We start from the raw sequence: 15,579 nt of genomic DNA, 5'->3' as shown, positions 1-15,579 counted from the left end.
CGGGCGTATTAGTCGGGAGCGCGCGTACTAGCGAAATGGATGCGTCGGGAGCGCGCGGATTAGCGCGGCCAGGCCGGCGCCGCGCCGCGCCTAGCTTGCCGCGAGCCGGGCGCGCTCGACCTCGGGGTCGAACGACGCTTCGGGCCACTCCAGGTCCATGCCGCGCAAGGTCTCGAGCAAGATTGCCTTGACGATGAGCCTCGCGTACCACTTCTTGTTCGCGGGGATGCACCACCACGGCGCCTCGGGCGTCGAGGTGCGCTCGAGCGCGATTTGGTACGCCTCGGCGTACTCGTCCCAGAGCTCGCGCTCGTCGATATCGCCCTCGTTGTACTTCCAGTGCTTATCGGGCCGATCAATGCGCTCAAGCAGCCGCTTCGCCTGCTCATCGCGGCCCACGTGCAGCATGATCTTCACCACGCGCGTGCCCGACTCCACCAGTTCCCGCTCGAAGTCGATGATCGCGTCGTAGCGGCGCTCAATCTCCTCGGGCGGTGCCATACCGCGCACGCGCTGCACGAGCACATCCTCGTAGTGCGAGCGGTCAAAAATACCGATGAAACCGGGCTTCGGCACCTGCTTGCGGATGCGCCAAAGGAAGTCGTGCGCGAGTTCCTCCTCGGTCGGCCGCTTGAACGAGGCAATCTGCAGACCCTGCGGATCGACCGACCCGAAGACGTGACGCACGATGCCGCCCTTGCCAGAGGCATCCATGCCCTGCAAGATCACCAGCACACTCGGGGCATTCGGCACATCAGCACGCGCCTGCGCGTACATCCGCTCCTGCAACTCCGCGAGTTCGGCATCGCGAGCCACGAAAAGCTCTTCACCAACCGAGCGGTCGCTGAGCCCCGGAGTCGAATCGGGATCGACTTCGGCGAGCTTGAACCCCGCGGTGACTTCGAGGCGACGCGCCTCAGCGAGATCAACCGGGTTCGGCTGCGCCTTCTTGCCCTTCTTGCTGGATTTACCAGACTTGCCGTTCTTCGCCATGACCAGAGCGTAGTCCTAGCGCTCCAGCTGAACCTCGATAATTACCCGAGCCGCGGCCCCATCGGTGAGCGCCGCCTCGAGCGAAGCTCGCGTGTTCGCGAGGCGATACTCCCAGCCATAGGCGCGCGCGATCGCCTCAAAATCAGCCTGCACGGGCGTGTATTGCACCCGATCAAACGCTTCGGGCGCGGCGGTACCTGCCACCTCGAGCGCGTCAAAGATTGTGCCGCCGCCGTCGTTGCCGATGATGATCTGCATCCTTGGCGCCCGCTCGCCGCCCTGCCCCACAAGGAGCGACGAGGCATCGTGCACGAACGCGAGGTCGCCGATGAGCAGACGCGTCGTGCCCGTGGCTGCCTTCGCATCCTCACCGAATTGGCTCGCAGTCGCGATGCCAAGAGCGGTGGCAATGGTGCCATCGATACCCGCGAGTCCGCGATTTGCGTGCACAGTGATGCGCTTGCCGCCCGCCCGTCGATCGAGATCGCGAATGAGCCGGGATGCGGCGACGACGAGTCGGTCGTGCGGCCAAGTCGCGCGCCACACGGCATCGACCAGGATGCTGCGGGTCACCTGCTCGCGCGAGATCGCGAGTTCTTCGCGGCCGAAGCGGGCGCGCTCGCGAAGATCGGCGCTGCGGGAGGCGGCGACATCGGGGGCCGCTGGATCGGAGGCCCCCGCGAACTCAATTTCGCGGGAGGCAGCGAGCCAGCCCTGCAACCATTCATCGGCTTCTTCGCGCAGGATCGTCGCCTCGACGCGCGGCATGAGCTGGGTGGCACCAAACGCAGTGAGCCGCAGTTCGTTTACATGCTTTTCACCATCGATGGCCCGCATGAGCACCGTGTCATTGGGACCCGGTTGCCAGTCTTTGGCGCGCGCGGGATCGTTTCCCATGGGCGGTGCGAACGGGTTGATCGGCACGAACTGCTGCGGCCGCGGCTTGTAGACGGGCGCGACCGGGTCATCGACAACGATGACGCGCAGGCCCTCACGGCGCAGGAGGGCGGGAATCTCGCGGCTCAGCGTCGGGTGGCCGACGACGATCGCGAGTTCAATCGAATCGCGCAGGCCAGGAATAGGGCTGTCGTCGCCGAGGAGCTCACGATAAGCGACCACGAGGTTGCGGCCGAAGCGCGAGCCGCTCGACACCTCGGCGAACAGCGGCCAGCCGCCCTGTCGGGCAATTCGCTCAGCGATCGGTCCTGCTCCGTCTCCGGCGATGACCACGGTGCGCTGTTCGTCGGCCGGATCAAGCTCCAGCGGCATCCTCGAGCGGAAGATGCCGTTTTCGCTCAGGCGCTTGCCGAACGAGAGGTTGATCTCGGGTTCGCCCGGTGCGGTCGCGTCGGTCGCCGCCTTCGGTTTCGCGTGGGCGGCGAGATCGGCTTCGATCGCAGCGGCCAGATCCGCAGGCAACCCCTGGGGGCGCTTGAGCGGCATCTTGCGATCACCCGAATCGCCTGGCCAATGCGCCTCATCACCTGTCACATCCGAGTCGCTGACGTTGCCAGCGCCGGTCTCGCCAAAGGGATGCGGTACCCGCGCCGAAAGGTCGGGCACCTCGCCCGAGAGCGGCTCGCGGAAGCGCAAGTTGAGATGGAAGGGCCCGGCCGACTCCGCGATGCGGGTGCCAATTTCACGCCAGGGCGCGAGGTCGGTTTCGCCGTCGGGCGCCTCGAGCGTGCGGGTTGGGATGAGCGAGCCAAAAATGTCACTCTGCCGAGTCGTCTGGTTCGCACCGGTGTCTTGCAGTTCATCCGGCCGATCGGCGGTGAGCGCAATGAGCGGCACCCCGGCGTGGTGCGCCTCGAGGAGCGCCGGATGCAGGTTCGCCACCGCCGTGCCTGAAGTCGTCACCACGGCGACCGGACGGCCCGACTCACGAGCGAGACCGAGCGCAAAGAATGCAGCGGAACGTTCATCCACGCGCACGTGTAACCGCACCGCCCCCGCGCGTTCTAGCTCAGCGGCAACGAGCGCGAGTGATTGCGAACGCGAGCCCGGGCAGACGACGAGGTCGCGCATCCCGGCGTTGACGGCCGCGACGAGGAGTTCAACTGACGCCGCGAGTGCTGGCGAGGTCACTTGCCGCGCGCTTCGCCGTCGTCGACGCCGTCGGTCTCAGCACCGTTCGGCTCGGGGGTCGACTCGTCGTCGGGATCGATCACCGGCTGCGCCCCGGTGTGATTCGAAGGGTGGTTGCGCATCGTGTTCTGGCGTGCCTCTTCGATCTCTTCGTCGAGCTTGCGCATCTCTTCTTCGAGTTCGCGGATGCGGGCATCGTGCTCGCGGTCGGCACGCATGCGTTCGTGCAGGGCCGGGTCGTCATCGGGCAGCGCCGGAGCTGCGTTCATCTTCGACCGCGGCACCTTGCCGAAGAACATCCACAACAGTGGTCCAACGACGGGGAGCAGCAGGATCACGACGAGCCAAACCGGCTTCTGCAGCACCCGGGCGCGCTTCGCATCGGACATCGCGCAGTCGACGGTCGCGAAGACCGTGAGCACGACGACCACCACGACGGCGACGATGAGGGCACGAGACATGCGACAAGTTTAGGCGAGTGCACCTGGGGGCCGGGTCGCGGGTGCTTCGGGCTCGTAGAATGAGGGGATGCGCACCTCCTCTGCCTGGATCACCTATACGGTCGTCCGCCTGCTCGCGTTTGCGATTCCGTTCATCGTGATCATGCTCGTGTTGCCCGCTTGGCAGTGGAACTGGCTCACCGGCCTCATTGCGGGCACGGTGATCAGTCTTGCGGTGTCGGAGATATTCTTGCGGAAGCAGAAGATCGCGATTGGCGAAGCGATTGAGCAGCGTCGCGCGGGTCGCGCCGACCGCGATCGGCGTCCCGCCGTCGACATCGAAGAAGACGCCGACCTGGATGCGGACCTCTCGGCCGAAAGCGACGCCAACTCCACCGAGCGCTAACGGCCAGCGCGACCTCGATACGGCCTTCGGCCTACTCGATCAACCAAAAAGTCTGGCTGATCGAGTAGCGAAGCACCCCTGGCTGGTCGAGTAGCGAAGCGTATCGAGACCCTCCCGCACCCGCCCCACCTAGTACGGCAGCACCGGCGCGGTGATGATCGGCAGCACCACGCCCGCCGCCATGAGCAGCGCCCACGCGAGCGCACCCAGCGAAGTGAGCTTGAGCGCGAGGATGAGTTCCTTCGGCGTCTTCGCCGTGAGCGTGATGATCACCGCCGGCACGATGAGCATGAGTGCGAACAGCGAGAACAGCGCCCGCGGGTAAATGAGCCCAGCCATAAACGTCGCGACAAATGGCAGTAGCGCCATGATCGCGAAGAGCACCTTGGCCGCCCGCTCCCCCACGAGCACCGCGAGCGTGCGCTTGCCGGCGAGTCGGTCCTGGGCAATATCGCGGATGTTGTTCACCATGAGCACCGCGCACGAGAACAGGCCCGAGGCAATCGCGAAGATCCACGCATCCGAGGGAATGTGCAGCACCTGCACGTAGACCGTGCCGAGCGTTGCGACGAGGCCAAAGAAGATGAAGACGAACAGCTCGCCGAGGCCCGCGTACCCGTAAGGGCGCTTGCCGCCGGTGTAGAACCAGGCGGCGATGATGGCGACGGCGCCGACGGCGGCGAGCCACCACTGGCCGGTGGTGAAGCAGAGCCACAGGCCCACGAGCGCGGCGAGTCCGAAGCAGACGAAGGCGACATTGCGCACGACCTTCGGCTCGACCTTGCCGGCGCCGGTAAGTCGCGGCGGGCCGACCCGGTAGTCGTCGGTGCCGCGCACACCATCGGAGTAGTCGTTCGCGAAGTTCACGCCGATCTGCAGTAGCAGCGCCACCGCGAGCGCCGCGAGCGCGCGCACCCAGTGGTATTCGCCGGGGGCTGCGGCAATGGCCGCGGCGGTGCCGAGCACGACCGGGACGATGGCGAGCGGCAGCGTGCGCAGGCGCGCACCCTCGATCCAGTCGCCGAACGTGGCCGGAGCCGCCTTCGCGACGGCCTGGCGCTTGCGCTGGGTGGGGTTGTTTAGGTTCTGCTGCTTCTGCTTTGCCACCGAAGCATTATCGCCCACCCGTGGATGCGCCGCACTTCGCCCATCTTGGTGCGCGTGCGCGTGCCAAGTGGAACCAGGTCCGTTCCAAATGGAACCTGTGGCCCGCGACCGCCTGGATGAGGCTCAAGGTTGACCAGGGGTTTCTACTCTGTGCGCCACACTGCGAGTTCCGCTGGGCACAATCTGAGTTCCAATTGGGACGCGAGAAGTTCCACTTGGCACACGCCGCACTTCGACAGCCTCAGTTCTCGAGCGGGTGCCGCACGAGCGCCGCAAGCGCACGGCGGTCGGGTTTGCCGCCCGCGAGCCGCGGCACCACCGGGATGCGTACAACTCGCGTCGGTCGCGCTGCCCGGCCCGCCACCGCGCAGGCCTCGCGCACCGCATCCAGCGATACCTCGTGCGCTCCCGGCACCACGAGCACGACGACTTCGCCCCACTCCTCGCTCGGCGCGCCCACGGCGACGGCCTCCGCGCATCCGGGCACCTGCTGCGCCAAGCGTTCGACCACATCGAGGTTGACCTTCTCGCCGCCCGAGATGATCACGTGGTCAAGTCGGCCGGTCACTCGGATGCGCTGGGGCGGCCCCGCCTCCAGCTCACCAGCGTCGGCGGAGCGGTACCAACGCTCGCCGTCACGCGCAACGAAGGTCGCGGCATCCCGCACCTCGTCGTCGAGGTAGCCGCTCGCGAGCATCGGCCCGCCGAGCCAAATTTCGCCATCGACGATGCGCACGCGAACCCCGCGCAGCGGCTCACCGTTGTAGACGCAGCCGCCGGCGGTTTCTGACGAGCCATAGGTGGTCACGACGCGCCAGCCGCGAGCCCGCGCCGCCGCGAGCACCGGCCGCGGTGTCGACTGTCCACCCACGAGAATGCCGTCGAACGAGCGCATGACCGGGTCCACGGCCGCGGCCTCAGCCGCCACGAGCCGCTGCAGCTGCACCGGCACGAGCGAGACGTAGCGACGCTCAGCGGTGAGTTGTGCGGCGGCCGCCACAAACGCATCCGCGTCAAAGTGCCCCACCAGCTCGACCGGCTTCGTGCCCGCGAGCAACGACCGCACGAGCACCTGTACCCCGGCGATGTAGTGCGCGGGCAGGCAAAGCAGCCACTGCCGCGACGGGAAGTCACCGACCCGGCCCGCGAGCGCATCGAGCCGCTCGTAGGTCGCCGTCGCACTCGCGTGCAGGGCGTGGGCCGTGAGCACGACGCGCTTCGGCACGCCGGTTGAGCCGCTTGTTTCGATGATCAGACAGGCGTCTTCGGGAAGCCCAGCGGCATCCACCTGCTCACCCGGTTCCGGCCGCGGCAACACGATCGGCCCGCCCGCAAACGCCTCAGCGAGCGCGCGTTGTACCGCCCCGGCATCGCTTGCCGCGACGACGGCGATCTCGCGCGCGCCCACGCTAGAAGTGCCAGGGGTAGGGACCCCAATCGGGGTCGCGCTTTTGCAAGAACGCGTCGCGGCCCTCGACGGCTTCGTCGGTGCCATAAGCGAGGCGCGTGGCCGCGCCCGCGAACACCTGCTGGCCGACGAGGCCATCGTCGGTGAGATTCATCGCGAACTTAAGCATGCGGATAGCCGTGGGCGACTTTGTGAGAATCGTCTCGGCCATCTGCACCGCCTCGATTTCGAGTTCAGCGTGCGGAACTACGCGGTTCACCGCGCCCATCTCGTAACCGCGCTGGGCATCGTAGGTTTCGGCGAGGAAGAACGCCTCGCGGGCGAACTTCTGGCCGACCTGCTTCGCGAAATAGGCTGAGCCGTAGCCGGCGTCGAACGACCCGACATCGGCATCGGTCTGCTTAAAGCGAGCGTGCTCGCGCGAGGCAATCGTGAGGTCGGTGACGACATAGAGCGAGTGTCCGCCGCCTGCCGCCCAGCCGTTGACGACCGAGATGACGACCTTCGGCATCATGCGGATGAGGCGCTGCACTTCGAGAATGTGCAGTCGGCCCGAGCGCGCGGCATCGATCGTGTCGGCCGTCTCGCCCTCGGCGTAGCGGTAGCCATCGCGACCACGGATGCGCTGGTCACCGCCCGAGCAGAAGGCGTAGCCGCCGTCCTTCGGGCTCGGACCGTTACCCGTGAGGAGCACGACGCCGACGCGCGGATTGCAGCGCGCATCATCGAGGGCGCGGTAGAGCTCATCCACCGTCTGCGGCCGGAAGGCGTTGCGCACCTCGGGGCGATCAAAGGCGATGCGAGCGATGCGACCGGAGGTGTCGAGGTGATAGGTGATGTCGGTGAAGCCGAAGCCGGGCACCGGCACCCAGCGCTCGGGATCGAACGTGTCTGAGACCTGTTGCGTCATGCCTCCACCGTACTGCGATGGCGGCACGACCACGTGCGCAGCAGTGCTACCAGTCGATCGGTGCCGACGGCAGTTGGCCGCCATTGATGATGAGCTGCAAGATCGTATTGCCCACGAGCCACGCGGGTGCCGCGCCCACGGCGAGCGAGAAGAGCAGCGCAATGACGCCTGCCCCGCGCCCCGAACGGAAGACGATGGCGTAGAGCGACATGGTGATCGCGATAAACCCGAGGATGCCCGCAATGAGCAACCACATTTGCAGCTCGAATTGCCGGCCGAGCCCGAAGAAGTTGAAGAGGTACAGGCCAGCGATGATGTCAGCGGCGAGGGTGACCCAGGCGACGAACATGGCCCAGTGGCCGACCTTCCAGCCGAGCGGATTGAGCATCTGCTCGACCCAGGGTGCGGGCACCTCTTCGGCGTGACGGTACGCCGGACGCACCGTTCGCTCGGGTCGTTGCAGTGTGGTCATCGCATGATTCTAAGCACTCGCGAGCGTTCTGACCTTGAATTCGACACGGAAGACGACAATGGAGCGCGTGCATCCTTCACTCGCTGATCTGCTCGAGCGCGCGCATGTCGTGGCGCTGCCGCTGAACACACGTTTTCGCGGCGTGACCGAGCGCGAAGCGGTGCTGTTTGCGGGCACGGAAGCGTGGAGTGAGTTTTCGCCGTTCCTGGAATACGCGCCGGCCGAAGCGTCGGCGTGGCTTGCCGCCGCGATCGAGTACGGCTTCGACGCCTCGCTTGAGCGGCTCGATTCCGGCACGGTCGAGGTCAACGCGACGGTGCCCGCGGTGACGGCGGATGCGGTGCCGCAGGTGCTCGCTCGTTACGACGGGTGCCGGGTGGCGAAGGTCAAGGTTGCCGAGCGCGGACAGATGCTGGCTGATGATCTCGCTCGGCTCGAGGCAGTGCGGGATGCGCTGCCGACCGCTCGCCTGCGCATCGATGCGAATGCGGGCTGGTCCGTGCCCGAAGCAGTCACGGCGCTGCGCGCGATGACCGCTGCGGGGTTCGAGTTTGAGTACGTCGAGCAGCCGGTCGCGTCGGTGACCGAGCTCGCCGAAGTGCGTCGCGCGGTGCCGGGCGTGCGGATTGCCGCTGATGAGTCGGTGCGAAAGGCCGCCGATCCGCTCGCGGTCGCGCGGGCGGGGGCTGCCGATCACGTCATCGTCAAAGCGCAACCACTCGGGGGCGTGCGGCGCGCGGCCGAGGTGGTCGCCGCATCCGGGCTCAGCGCTACCGTCTCAAGCGCGCTCGACACCTCGGTCGGCATTGTCATGGGCGCACAGCTTGCCGCGCGCCTACCGCAGCCGCGCTATGCCGCGGGGCTCGCGACCGTGTCGCTGTTCGCCGCCGATGTGGTGCGGGAACCGCGGGTCGCGGTGCAGGGTCAAGTTTCGCTCGCCCCTGCGGTGCCGGATGCGGCGCTCTTGCGTGAGTTTGCTGCATCCGATGCGTGCCAGAACTGGTGGTTCGAGCGCATCCGGGCGTGCTTCGAGCACCTCAGCACTCTGGGCGCGGCCTACAGCCCCGAGTAGGCGTGCAGCCCCTTGAAGAACACGTTCACGATGCCGAAGTTGAACAGCACCGTCGCGAAGCCCACGATCGAGAGCCAGGCCGAGGGCGAGCCGCGCCAGCCGCGGGTGCCGCGGGCGTGCAGATAACCGGCGTAGACGACCCAGATGATGAACGTCCACACCTCCTTGGTGTCCCAACCCCAGTAGCGGCCCCAGGCGCGCTCGGCCCAGACGGCACCGGCGACAAGGGTGAAGGTCCACAGGATGAACCCGATGATGTTGATGCGGAACGCGAGGTCTTCGAGACGCTCCGCAGGGGGGAGCGCCGTGAGCGGGCCACGCGTCGTCGTGCCCGCGCGCACCGCTGCCTCGCGGCGCTGCTGCAATAGCTGCAGAATCGACAGCCCCGCGCCGAGCGTGAGGAAGCCCGTCGACACCGATGCCACGAACACGTGGATGACGAGCCACACCGATTGCAGCGCCGGCTGCAGCGGGGCGACACCGACGTAGAACCCAATGGTGGCGATGCCGAGCGAGAGCGTGGCGAAGCCGGTCACGAAGGCGCCGAGGAAGCGCAGGTCTTGCCAGAGCTGAATGGCAAGGAATACGAACACAATGAGCAGGGTCGCCGTGAGCCAGAACTCGAACATGTTCGACCACGGCACGCGCTCGGCGGCAACGCCGCGCAGCACCGTCGCCGCGAGGTGGAAGAGCCAGGCCACTGCCGTGAGCACCATCGCAACCGGCAGGGACTTCGTGGTCGAGCGGTCACGCCAGCGGGTCGAGGCTGTCACGCCATCGCCGCCGCCGACGCGCGAAGTGGTGATGCCCGCATCCCCGACCTGTACGCCCGCACCGGTTGTGACGCCCGCGCCGACGAGTTCGCGCTCGCGCACACGCGCGGTGGCGCCGAGTGCTGAGTTGCCCTGTGCCGAGGCCTGCTTCGCTTCTTTCGAACCGCGACCGGCGAGGTCGAGGGTGAAGAGCAAGAACGCCGCGGCGTAGATCGCGATGGCGATGTAGAGCACGAGGTTTGACCAATCAGACAGGGTCTGGGTCAGCGAAACGGGGTCAGTCACGGGGTGTCCCTTCGATGCGGCGCGCTTGCTTCAGCCGCAGAGTCTGTCTGCCAGGATACGAGTTTTGCCGTGAGCGTGTCGACTAGCTCGTTCACTGCTCCCGCAAGCTGCGGGTCTTCGCCGCGCGCGAGGCCAGCGAATTCGACAAGCACACCGTCGCCATCGGGCGCGGCCTTCACCCACACGCGGCGGCGCGGTACGAGCAGCGCCACGATGAGCCCGGCAATGAGCAGCACCGTGAACACCGCCACCGGGGCGCGGGTGTAGTCGCGGTGCACATCGAACGAGGCGTAGCGGTGAATCTCGGCCTCGAGGGTGATCGAGCCGAGTCCGTTCGGGAGCTCGACCGTGTCGCCGGGTCCGAGCTGCAACGGCTTCACGTCGAGCTCGCGCGAGGCGATCGGCGTGAGGTGGGTGGTGTCGAGGCGGTACACCGACACCGGTAGGCCGGTGTCGAGGCCAAGGTTGCCGGTGTAGACGTTGAGCGTGAGCAGCGGGTTCTGCAGGTCTTGGTGCGCCGAGGTGAGCGCACCCGATTCGAGTTGCGCGGCAGTGGGATAGAAGAAGCCAACGAACCCGACCTGTTCCGCGAGCCCATCCGGCACCTTCACCACACCGGTCGAGGTGAGGAAGCTGTCTTGCGGGATGAACGGCACCGAGTCGCGGAAGACCTCGCGGCCCTCGGGGTCGCGCACAACGATGGTCGGCGCGTAGCCGTTTGCGAGCAGGTACACGTCGGTGCCCTCGACACGAAGCGGCGAGTTCACCCGTACGGTGTCACCGTGCACGGGCTGGCCGGGCTGCTGCACTGTGACGTTGGCGGTGTAGTCGAGCGGAGTGCCGATGGCGTTCGGGTTCTCGGTCTCGTAGGTGACATCGAGGCGGTCGAGGGTGAGTGAATAGGGCGGCAGCTGGTTCGGGTTGAAGAATCGCGAGGGTGAGAACGACGAGTAGCTCACGAGCCCATTGACGAAGGTCTGCCCCTCGACGAGCACGCGCTGGCCGTGCCAATTGAAGCCCGAGAGCACGCCGACCGAGATGATCAGACCAAGCATCGCGATGTGGAAGATGAGGTTGCCGGTTTCGCGCAGATAGCCGCGTTCGGCCGAGACCGAGAGCTCGCCCCGGCGGCCCGTGTAGAGCTCGCCTCGGTACTTGCGTTCGCGCAGGATGCTGCGGGCCGCGTCAATGACTTCGCCCTCGCGCCCAGCCCAGCGCTCGTCGAGACGCACGGTTGCGTAGGCATCGAGCCGCGAGAGACGCGCCGGGGTGCGCGGCGGCTTCGCCTTGAGGGCCTTGAGGTGGTGGCTGACGCGCGGAATGATGCAGCCGACGAGCGAGACAAACAGCAGGATGTAGATCGCCGAGAACCACCACGAGGTGTAGACGTCGTACATGCCGAGGCTATCGAGGAAGGGCGCCGTATCGGGGTTGTCGGTGAAGTGCTGCGTGACCCCGTTCGGGTCGGAGCTGCGCTGCGGCACGAGCGAACCGGGAATCGCCGCCACCGCGAGAAGGAGCAGCAGCAGGATCGCCGTGCGCATGCTCGTGAGCCAGGCCCAGAGCCCGCGCCAGGCACGGATGAGGGGATTGGCCGCCGCGGGGCGCGGGGCGTCGCGCGATTCGAAGCCGTCGCGACCGGCATCAATGTGATCAGATGGGCGCGACATAGCCGGGTAGCAGAGCTCCGATATACGAGACGAATTGCTGCCAGATGCCAAGCACCATGAGCAGACCAATGAGGACGAGGATGCCGCCGCCGATCAGGTTGATCGTGCGGATGTGGCGCTTCAGCCAGCCGAGCCAGCGGGTCGCCGCATTCCAGCCGAGGGCGGCAATGATGAACGGCAGTCCGAGGCCGAGGCAGTAGATGAAGGCGAGGAGCGCCCCGCGACCGGCCGAGGCCGCATCGAACGAGAGCGTTTGAATCGCAATGAGCGTCGGCCCAAGGCAGGGCGCCCAGCCGAGGCCAAACACGAGGCCGAGAAGCGGCGCGCCGACCAAGCCCAGCGGCTTCGCGCCGAGTTGTCGGGTGCGCGCGAGCGGCCCACGCACCATGCCAATGAACACGAGGCCCATGAGGATGACGACGATGCCAAGCACGCGCGTCACCGGGTCTTGGTAGCGCAGGAACCACGCACCGAGCTGACCGAAGAGCGCGCCCGAGAGCACATAGATCACCGAGAAGCCGAGAACGAAGAGCGTCGCGCCGATGACCACGCGGGTGCCATCGCGACGCACCTTCGTGACGGTGCCCGCATCCTTGCGCCCCGCTGCATCCTTGCTGCCACGTTCATCAGAAGTCGCGCCAATGAGCCCGAGGTAGGCGGGCACCACCGGCAGCACGCAGGGCGAGGCGAACGAGACGAGGCCAGCCAGCAGCGCCAACGGCAACGCCACGAGCAGTTGCCCGCTCATGATGATCTCGCCCGGCGAGGCGGCCAAGGCCAGCATTTACGCGGTTTCGGCGAGCACGTCGTCGATCATCGTCGACAGCACCGAGGGGTCGGCAATACCGCGAATCACCGCGGCAACCCGGCCCTCGGCGTCGATGACGAGCGTCGAAGGGATGGCCTGCGGCGGCACGTTGTCGGCGAAGGCGAGGCGCACCGAGGCGGTCGAGACATCGAGAATCGACGGGTAGGTGACGCCAAACTCTTCGTTGAACGATTCGATCGTCGGCGCCTGGTCGTACACATTGACGCCGACAAACGAGACGCCGTCATCCTGATACTTCTGGTGCACGGCTTCGAGATCGCGCGCCTCCAGACGGCAGGGCGGGCAGGCGGCGTACCAAAAGTTCATCACGACCACGCCGTCGACATTCGCGCTCGAGATCGTCGAGCCGTATTCATCCACGCCCTCATAGGCAACCGGCTCGGCACGTTCACCGGCGGGGAAGATCTGCCACGAGCCGTCACCGGCGACGTAGCCCTGGTCGGCGTTCGCGGCGTACTGCTGGGCAAAGGAGTCGTTCGCGCAGCCGGTGAGGGCGAGTGCGGCGACAGCGGCGGTCGCGAAGGCGAGGCGGATGCGGCGGGTTGCGCGGGTCACACAGCTCCCTGGTCAATGGCGGCGGCGAGTTCACTGGCCGCCGGTTCGCGATAGTCGACCTCGGTGAGGTCGGTCGCCGGGTGAGTTTCGATGACTGTGATGCTCGAGAGCGCACAGCGTCGTTGCGAAGGAATGTGCGGAAGCGGCTGATTTGTGGCCGCCCGATGCACCATCCAGATCGGCAGCTGATGAGACACCACGATAACATCTGCGCCATTTGCGGCCTCGGCATGCTCGAGCATGGCAGCACGCATACGGGCCACGATTTCGAGGTAGGGCTCGCCCCAGCTCGGTTGCAGGGGGCGGATGAGCTTCGCCCAGTTGCGTGGGTCGCGCACGGCCCGCTTGAGCACCGTGCCCTCGAAGTCATTCCAGGGTTCGATGATGCGCTCGTCAATGATCGGCTCAAGTTCGAGCGCCGCGGCAATGGGTGCGGCCGATTCCTGCGTGCGCTGCAGGGGCGAGACCACCAGGCGCGCGTTCGCGAGCGCATCCCGGTTGTTCGCAAGCCCAGCGAGATCTGCTGCCGCGAGCGTCGCCATGCGGTGGCCGCGCTCGCTCAGTCCGTAGTTCGGGAGCCGGCCATAGAGCACGCCGTCGGGGTTGTGCACTTCGCCGTGACGAACAAGATGGATGCGCTGCGTCTGCATGGCTCCGAGTCTACGTAGCCGCCCGGTAGGCTGGTCGGGTGACTGAACGTACCGTAATTTCGGCGCTTGCCGCCCTCGAAGATGGCCCCGTCAAGGTGCAGGGATGGGTTGACACCGTCCGTGACCAGAAGAAGGTGCAGTTCGTCGTGCTCCGCGATGAGACCGGCGCCTGCCAGCTCGTCAATCCTCGCAGCGAGGGTCGCGAAGAGATCAGCGACACCATTTCGAACCTCGCGCAGGGCACCATGCTCACGATCGAGGGTGACCTCAAGGCTGATGAGCGCGTGAAGCTCGGCGGCCTTGAGGTGAAGATTTCGTCGATCAAGGTCGAGTCGGAAGCCGACCCTGAGACGCCGATCGCCGACGACACCTCGATCGACAAGCGCCTCGACTGGCGCTTCCTCGACTTGCGCACCGAGCGCAACAACGTGATGTTCCGCGCCCAGACGACGCTCGTGAACGCGATGCGTCAGTACTGGGTCGAGCGCGACTACATCGAGATTTTCACCCCGAAGCTCATGGCCTCGGCGTCGGAGTCGCGGGCTGAGCTCTTCGAGGTCGGCTACTTCGAGGGCAAGGCCTACCTCGCCCAGTCGCCGCAGTTCTTTAAGCAGATGGCGCAGTCGGCAGGCTTCGGCAAGGTGTTTGAAGTTGGTCCGGTTTTCCGCGCCGACCCGTCATTCACCTCGCGCCACGCGACCGAGTTCACCGGCGTCGACGCCGAGATCTCGTGGATTGACTCGCACGAAGACGTCATGAACATGCACGAGGAACTCATGCGCACCGCGCTGACCGCGGTGAAGGAAAAGCATGGCGATGACATCGAGCGCCTGTTCGACGTTGAGGTCAAGATCCCCGGCCCCATCCCCCGCATCCCGCTGCTTGAGGCGCGTGAGATCGTCGAGTCGCGCGGCCACAAGTTTGAGCGCAACGACCTCGATATGGATCCTGAGGGCGAGCGCGAGATTGGCCGCTGGGCACTCGAAGAGCACGGTTCGGAGTTTGTGTTCCTCACCGACTACCCGGCGTCGATTCGCCCGTTCTACCACATGCGTTCCACCGAGGATGCGTCGCTCACGCGCTCGTACGACCTCATCTGGAACGGCGTGGAGATCGCCACCGGCGCACAGCGCGAGCACCGTCTCGACGTGCTCGAGCGCCAGGTTGCCGACAAGGGCATGGATGCGGCTGAACTCAGCTTCTACCTCGACTTCTTCCGCTACGGCGCTCCCCCGCACGGTGGCTTCGGCATGGGCCTGTCGCGTGTGCTCATGCTCATGTTGCACCAGCCGAACCTGCGCGAAGTGACCTACCTCTTCCGCGGCCCGAACCGCCTGCAGCCGTAGGGCGTGCGGCCCGCAAGGGTGGGCCTCGTGGTCAAGTACCCCACCCATGGGTGGGGTACTTAGCCATCTCGCCCACCCTTGCAGTGCATCACCAGATGCGCCTGCGGGCGGATGTACTCGGGCTGCACGCTTCGGCAAAGTAGAGGCCATGGCGAAGAACGGAGTCGGGGGCAGCGAGCCCGGATTTGTGCCGGTGAGTAACTGGCCCACCGACCCGCAGCTACCGCCAAGCCCCTGGTCGCATCTCGACGCCGCCTACTCGCGCATCGACCCGGATGATGTGCCACCCGGACCCTGGACTACGGTCGTTCTCTTCGGCTTCTGCCTATTCATGGTGCCGTATTTTCTCTTCGGCTTGCAGGACAGCCTCGGTCCCGGAGAACCCATGTCGTTCTGGACCTGGGTGGGCGCGCTGGTGTTTCCGACAGTCTTTTTGCTCAACCTGATGCTCATGCTCCGCAGCAAGAAGGCGTTTCGGCGGAAGTACCCCGACTATGACACTTGGGATCGCGACTACCGCCGTCGACGCCAAGAGGTTCGACGCAACGCGCGGCGAAAGCGCACTGACTAGTCTC

General features: G+C 66.3%; 16 protein-coding genes. 4 read left to right on the top strand and 12 right to left on the bottom strand.

Annotation, left to right across the window (positions count from 1 at the left end):
- Positions 1–90: 90 nt before the first annotated feature.
- Genes EG850_RS10830 through EG850_RS10820 form a run of 3 tightly spaced genes read right to left on the bottom strand, consistent with a single transcriptional unit; the run spans position 91 to position 3,542 of the window.
- On the bottom strand, positions 91–993 hold the full coding sequence (locus EG850_RS10830; RefSeq protein WP_124973350.1) for a polyphosphate kinase 2 family protein: 903 nt from the start codon (positions 991–993) through the stop codon (positions 91–93).
- A 15-nt stretch (positions 994–1,008) separates the two neighbouring features.
- Complete coding sequence (locus tag EG850_RS13580) at positions 1,009–3,021, bottom strand: thiamine pyrophosphate-binding protein (RefSeq protein ID WP_235829304.1); 2,013 nt, start codon at positions 3,019–3,021, stop codon at positions 1,009–1,011.
- A 56-nt stretch (positions 3,022–3,077) separates the two neighbouring features.
- The gene (locus EG850_RS10820; RefSeq protein WP_124973348.1) at positions 3,078–3,542 is read right to left on the bottom strand and encodes a PLDc N-terminal domain-containing protein; all 465 of its coding nucleotides are present in this window, start codon (positions 3,540–3,542) and stop codon (positions 3,078–3,080) included.
- A gap of 67 nt (positions 3,543–3,609) precedes the next feature.
- Between EG850_RS10820 and EG850_RS10815 the strand changes: the two genes are divergently transcribed.
- Positions 3,610–3,927, top strand: a complete 318-nt coding sequence (locus EG850_RS10815; RefSeq protein WP_124973346.1) for a DUF4229 domain-containing protein — start codon at positions 3,610–3,612, stop codon at positions 3,925–3,927.
- A 129-nt stretch (positions 3,928–4,056) separates the two neighbouring features.
- Here the strand turns inward: EG850_RS10815 and EG850_RS10810 are convergent, their stop codons facing one another.
- From EG850_RS10810 to EG850_RS10795, 4 genes are all read right to left on the bottom strand, one after another.
- A complete protein-coding gene (locus tag EG850_RS10810; RefSeq protein WP_124973344.1) occupies positions 4,057–5,034 on the bottom strand; it encodes a 1,4-dihydroxy-2-naphthoate polyprenyltransferase in 978 nt (325 codons plus the stop codon).
- Positions 5,035–5,275: 241 nt separating this feature from the next.
- Entirely contained in the window at positions 5,276–6,442 is a 1,167-nt protein-coding gene (locus tag EG850_RS10805) for an AMP-binding protein (protein ID WP_235829301.1), read from the bottom strand.
- A 1-nt stretch (position 6,443) separates the two neighbouring features.
- Positions 6,444–7,352 carry a 1,4-dihydroxy-2-naphthoyl-CoA synthase gene (locus EG850_RS10800; RefSeq protein WP_124973340.1) on the bottom strand — a complete coding sequence of 303 codons (909 nt, stop codon included), beginning with the start codon at positions 7,350–7,352 and terminating at the stop codon, positions 6,444–6,446.
- A 46-nt stretch (positions 7,353–7,398) separates the two neighbouring features.
- On the bottom strand, positions 7,399–7,824 hold the full coding sequence (locus tag EG850_RS10795) for a hypothetical protein (protein ID WP_124973338.1): 426 nt from the start codon (positions 7,822–7,824) through the stop codon (positions 7,399–7,401).
- A gap of 67 nt (positions 7,825–7,891) precedes the next feature.
- Here EG850_RS10795 and EG850_RS10790 point away from each other — a divergent pair, with 67 nt between their 5' ends.
- The gene (locus EG850_RS10790; protein WP_407920591.1) at positions 7,892–8,896 is read left to right on the top strand and encodes an o-succinylbenzoate synthase; all 1,005 of its coding nucleotides are present in this window, start codon (positions 7,892–7,894) and stop codon (positions 8,894–8,896) included.
- Here the strand turns inward: EG850_RS10790 and ccsB are convergent.
- The 5 genes from ccsB to EG850_RS10765 are packed head-to-tail and all read right to left on the bottom strand — an operon-like array spanning position 8,881 to position 13,658.
- A complete protein-coding gene (gene ccsB, locus EG850_RS10785; RefSeq protein ID WP_235829300.1) occupies positions 8,881–9,954 on the bottom strand; it encodes a c-type cytochrome biogenesis protein CcsB in 1,074 nt (357 codons plus the stop codon). The genes EG850_RS10790 and ccsB overlap by 16 nt on opposite strands.
- The gene (resB, locus tag EG850_RS10780) at positions 9,951–11,624 is read right to left on the bottom strand and encodes a cytochrome c biogenesis protein ResB (RefSeq protein ID WP_124973336.1); all 1,674 of its coding nucleotides are present in this window, start codon (positions 11,622–11,624) and stop codon (positions 9,951–9,953) included. Before resB ends, ccsB begins: the two co-directional genes overlap by 4 nt.
- Complete coding sequence (locus EG850_RS10775) at positions 11,608–12,408, bottom strand: cytochrome c biogenesis CcdA family protein (protein ID WP_124973334.1); 801 nt, start codon at positions 12,406–12,408, stop codon at positions 11,608–11,610. The genes resB and EG850_RS10775 overlap by 17 nt, the downstream gene beginning before the upstream one ends.
- The gene (locus EG850_RS10770) at positions 12,409–13,008 is read right to left on the bottom strand and encodes a TlpA family protein disulfide reductase (protein WP_124973332.1); all 600 of its coding nucleotides are present in this window, start codon (positions 13,006–13,008) and stop codon (positions 12,409–12,411) included.
- The gene (locus EG850_RS10765; RefSeq protein ID WP_124973330.1) at positions 13,005–13,658 is read right to left on the bottom strand and encodes a histidine phosphatase family protein; all 654 of its coding nucleotides are present in this window, start codon (positions 13,656–13,658) and stop codon (positions 13,005–13,007) included. The genes EG850_RS10770 and EG850_RS10765 overlap by 4 nt, the downstream gene beginning before the upstream one ends.
- A gap of 38 nt (positions 13,659–13,696) precedes the next feature.
- Here EG850_RS10765 and aspS point away from each other — a divergent pair, with 38 nt between their 5' ends.
- Both aspS and EG850_RS10755 read left to right on the top strand, forming a co-directional pair.
- Positions 13,697–15,004, top strand: coding sequence for an aspartate--tRNA(Asn) ligase (aspS, locus tag EG850_RS10760; protein WP_124973328.1), 1,308 nt, complete (start codon positions 13,697–13,699; stop codon positions 15,002–15,004).
- Positions 15,005–15,152: 148 nt separating this feature from the next.
- On the top strand, positions 15,153–15,575 hold the full coding sequence (locus EG850_RS10755; protein WP_124973326.1) for a hypothetical protein: 423 nt from the start codon (positions 15,153–15,155) through the stop codon (positions 15,573–15,575).
- Positions 15,576–15,579: the final 4 nt, after the last annotated feature.

It is taken from the genome of Gulosibacter macacae, from assembly GCF_003865375.1.
Lineage (GTDB): Bacteria > Actinomycetota > Actinomycetes > Actinomycetales > Microbacteriaceae > Gulosibacter > Gulosibacter macacae.
This window is presented reverse-complemented; position numbering and strand designations above follow the sequence as displayed.

Bases quoted from the DNA above. Each gene is read 5' to 3' on its own strand.
- EG850_RS10830 (WP_124973350.1), bottom strand. From the start codon at position 993: ATGGCGAAGAACGGCAAGTCTGGTAAATCCAGCAAGAAGGGCAAGAAG.
- EG850_RS13580 (WP_235829304.1), bottom strand. From the start codon at position 3,021: ATGCGCGACCTCGTCGTCTGCCCGGGCTCGCGTTCGCAATCACTCGCG.
- EG850_RS10820 (WP_124973348.1), bottom strand. From the start codon at position 3,542: ATGTCTCGTGCCCTCATCGTCGCCGTCGTGGTGGTCGTCGTGCTCACG.
- EG850_RS10815 (WP_124973346.1), top strand. From the start codon at position 3,610: ATGCGCACCTCCTCTGCCTGGATCACCTATACGGTCGTCCGCCTGCTC.
- EG850_RS10800 (WP_124973340.1), bottom strand. From the start codon at position 7,352: ATGACGCAACAGGTCTCAGACACGTTCGATCCCGAGCGCTGGGTGCCG.
- EG850_RS10795 (WP_124973338.1), bottom strand. From the start codon at position 7,824: ATGACCACACTGCAACGACCCGAGCGAACGGTGCGTCCGGCGTACCGT.
- resB (WP_124973336.1), bottom strand. From the start codon at position 11,624: ATGTCGCGCCCATCTGATCACATTGATGCCGGTCGCGACGGCTTCGAA.
- EG850_RS10775 (WP_124973334.1), bottom strand. From the start codon at position 12,408: ATGCTGGCCTTGGCCGCCTCGCCGGGCGAGATCATCATGAGCGGGCAA.
- EG850_RS10765 (WP_124973330.1), bottom strand. From the start codon at position 13,658: ATGCAGACGCAGCGCATCCATCTTGTTCGTCACGGCGAAGTGCACAAC.
- EG850_RS10755 (WP_124973326.1), top strand. From the start codon at position 15,153: ATGGCGAAGAACGGAGTCGGGGGCAGCGAGCCCGGATTTGTGCCGGTG.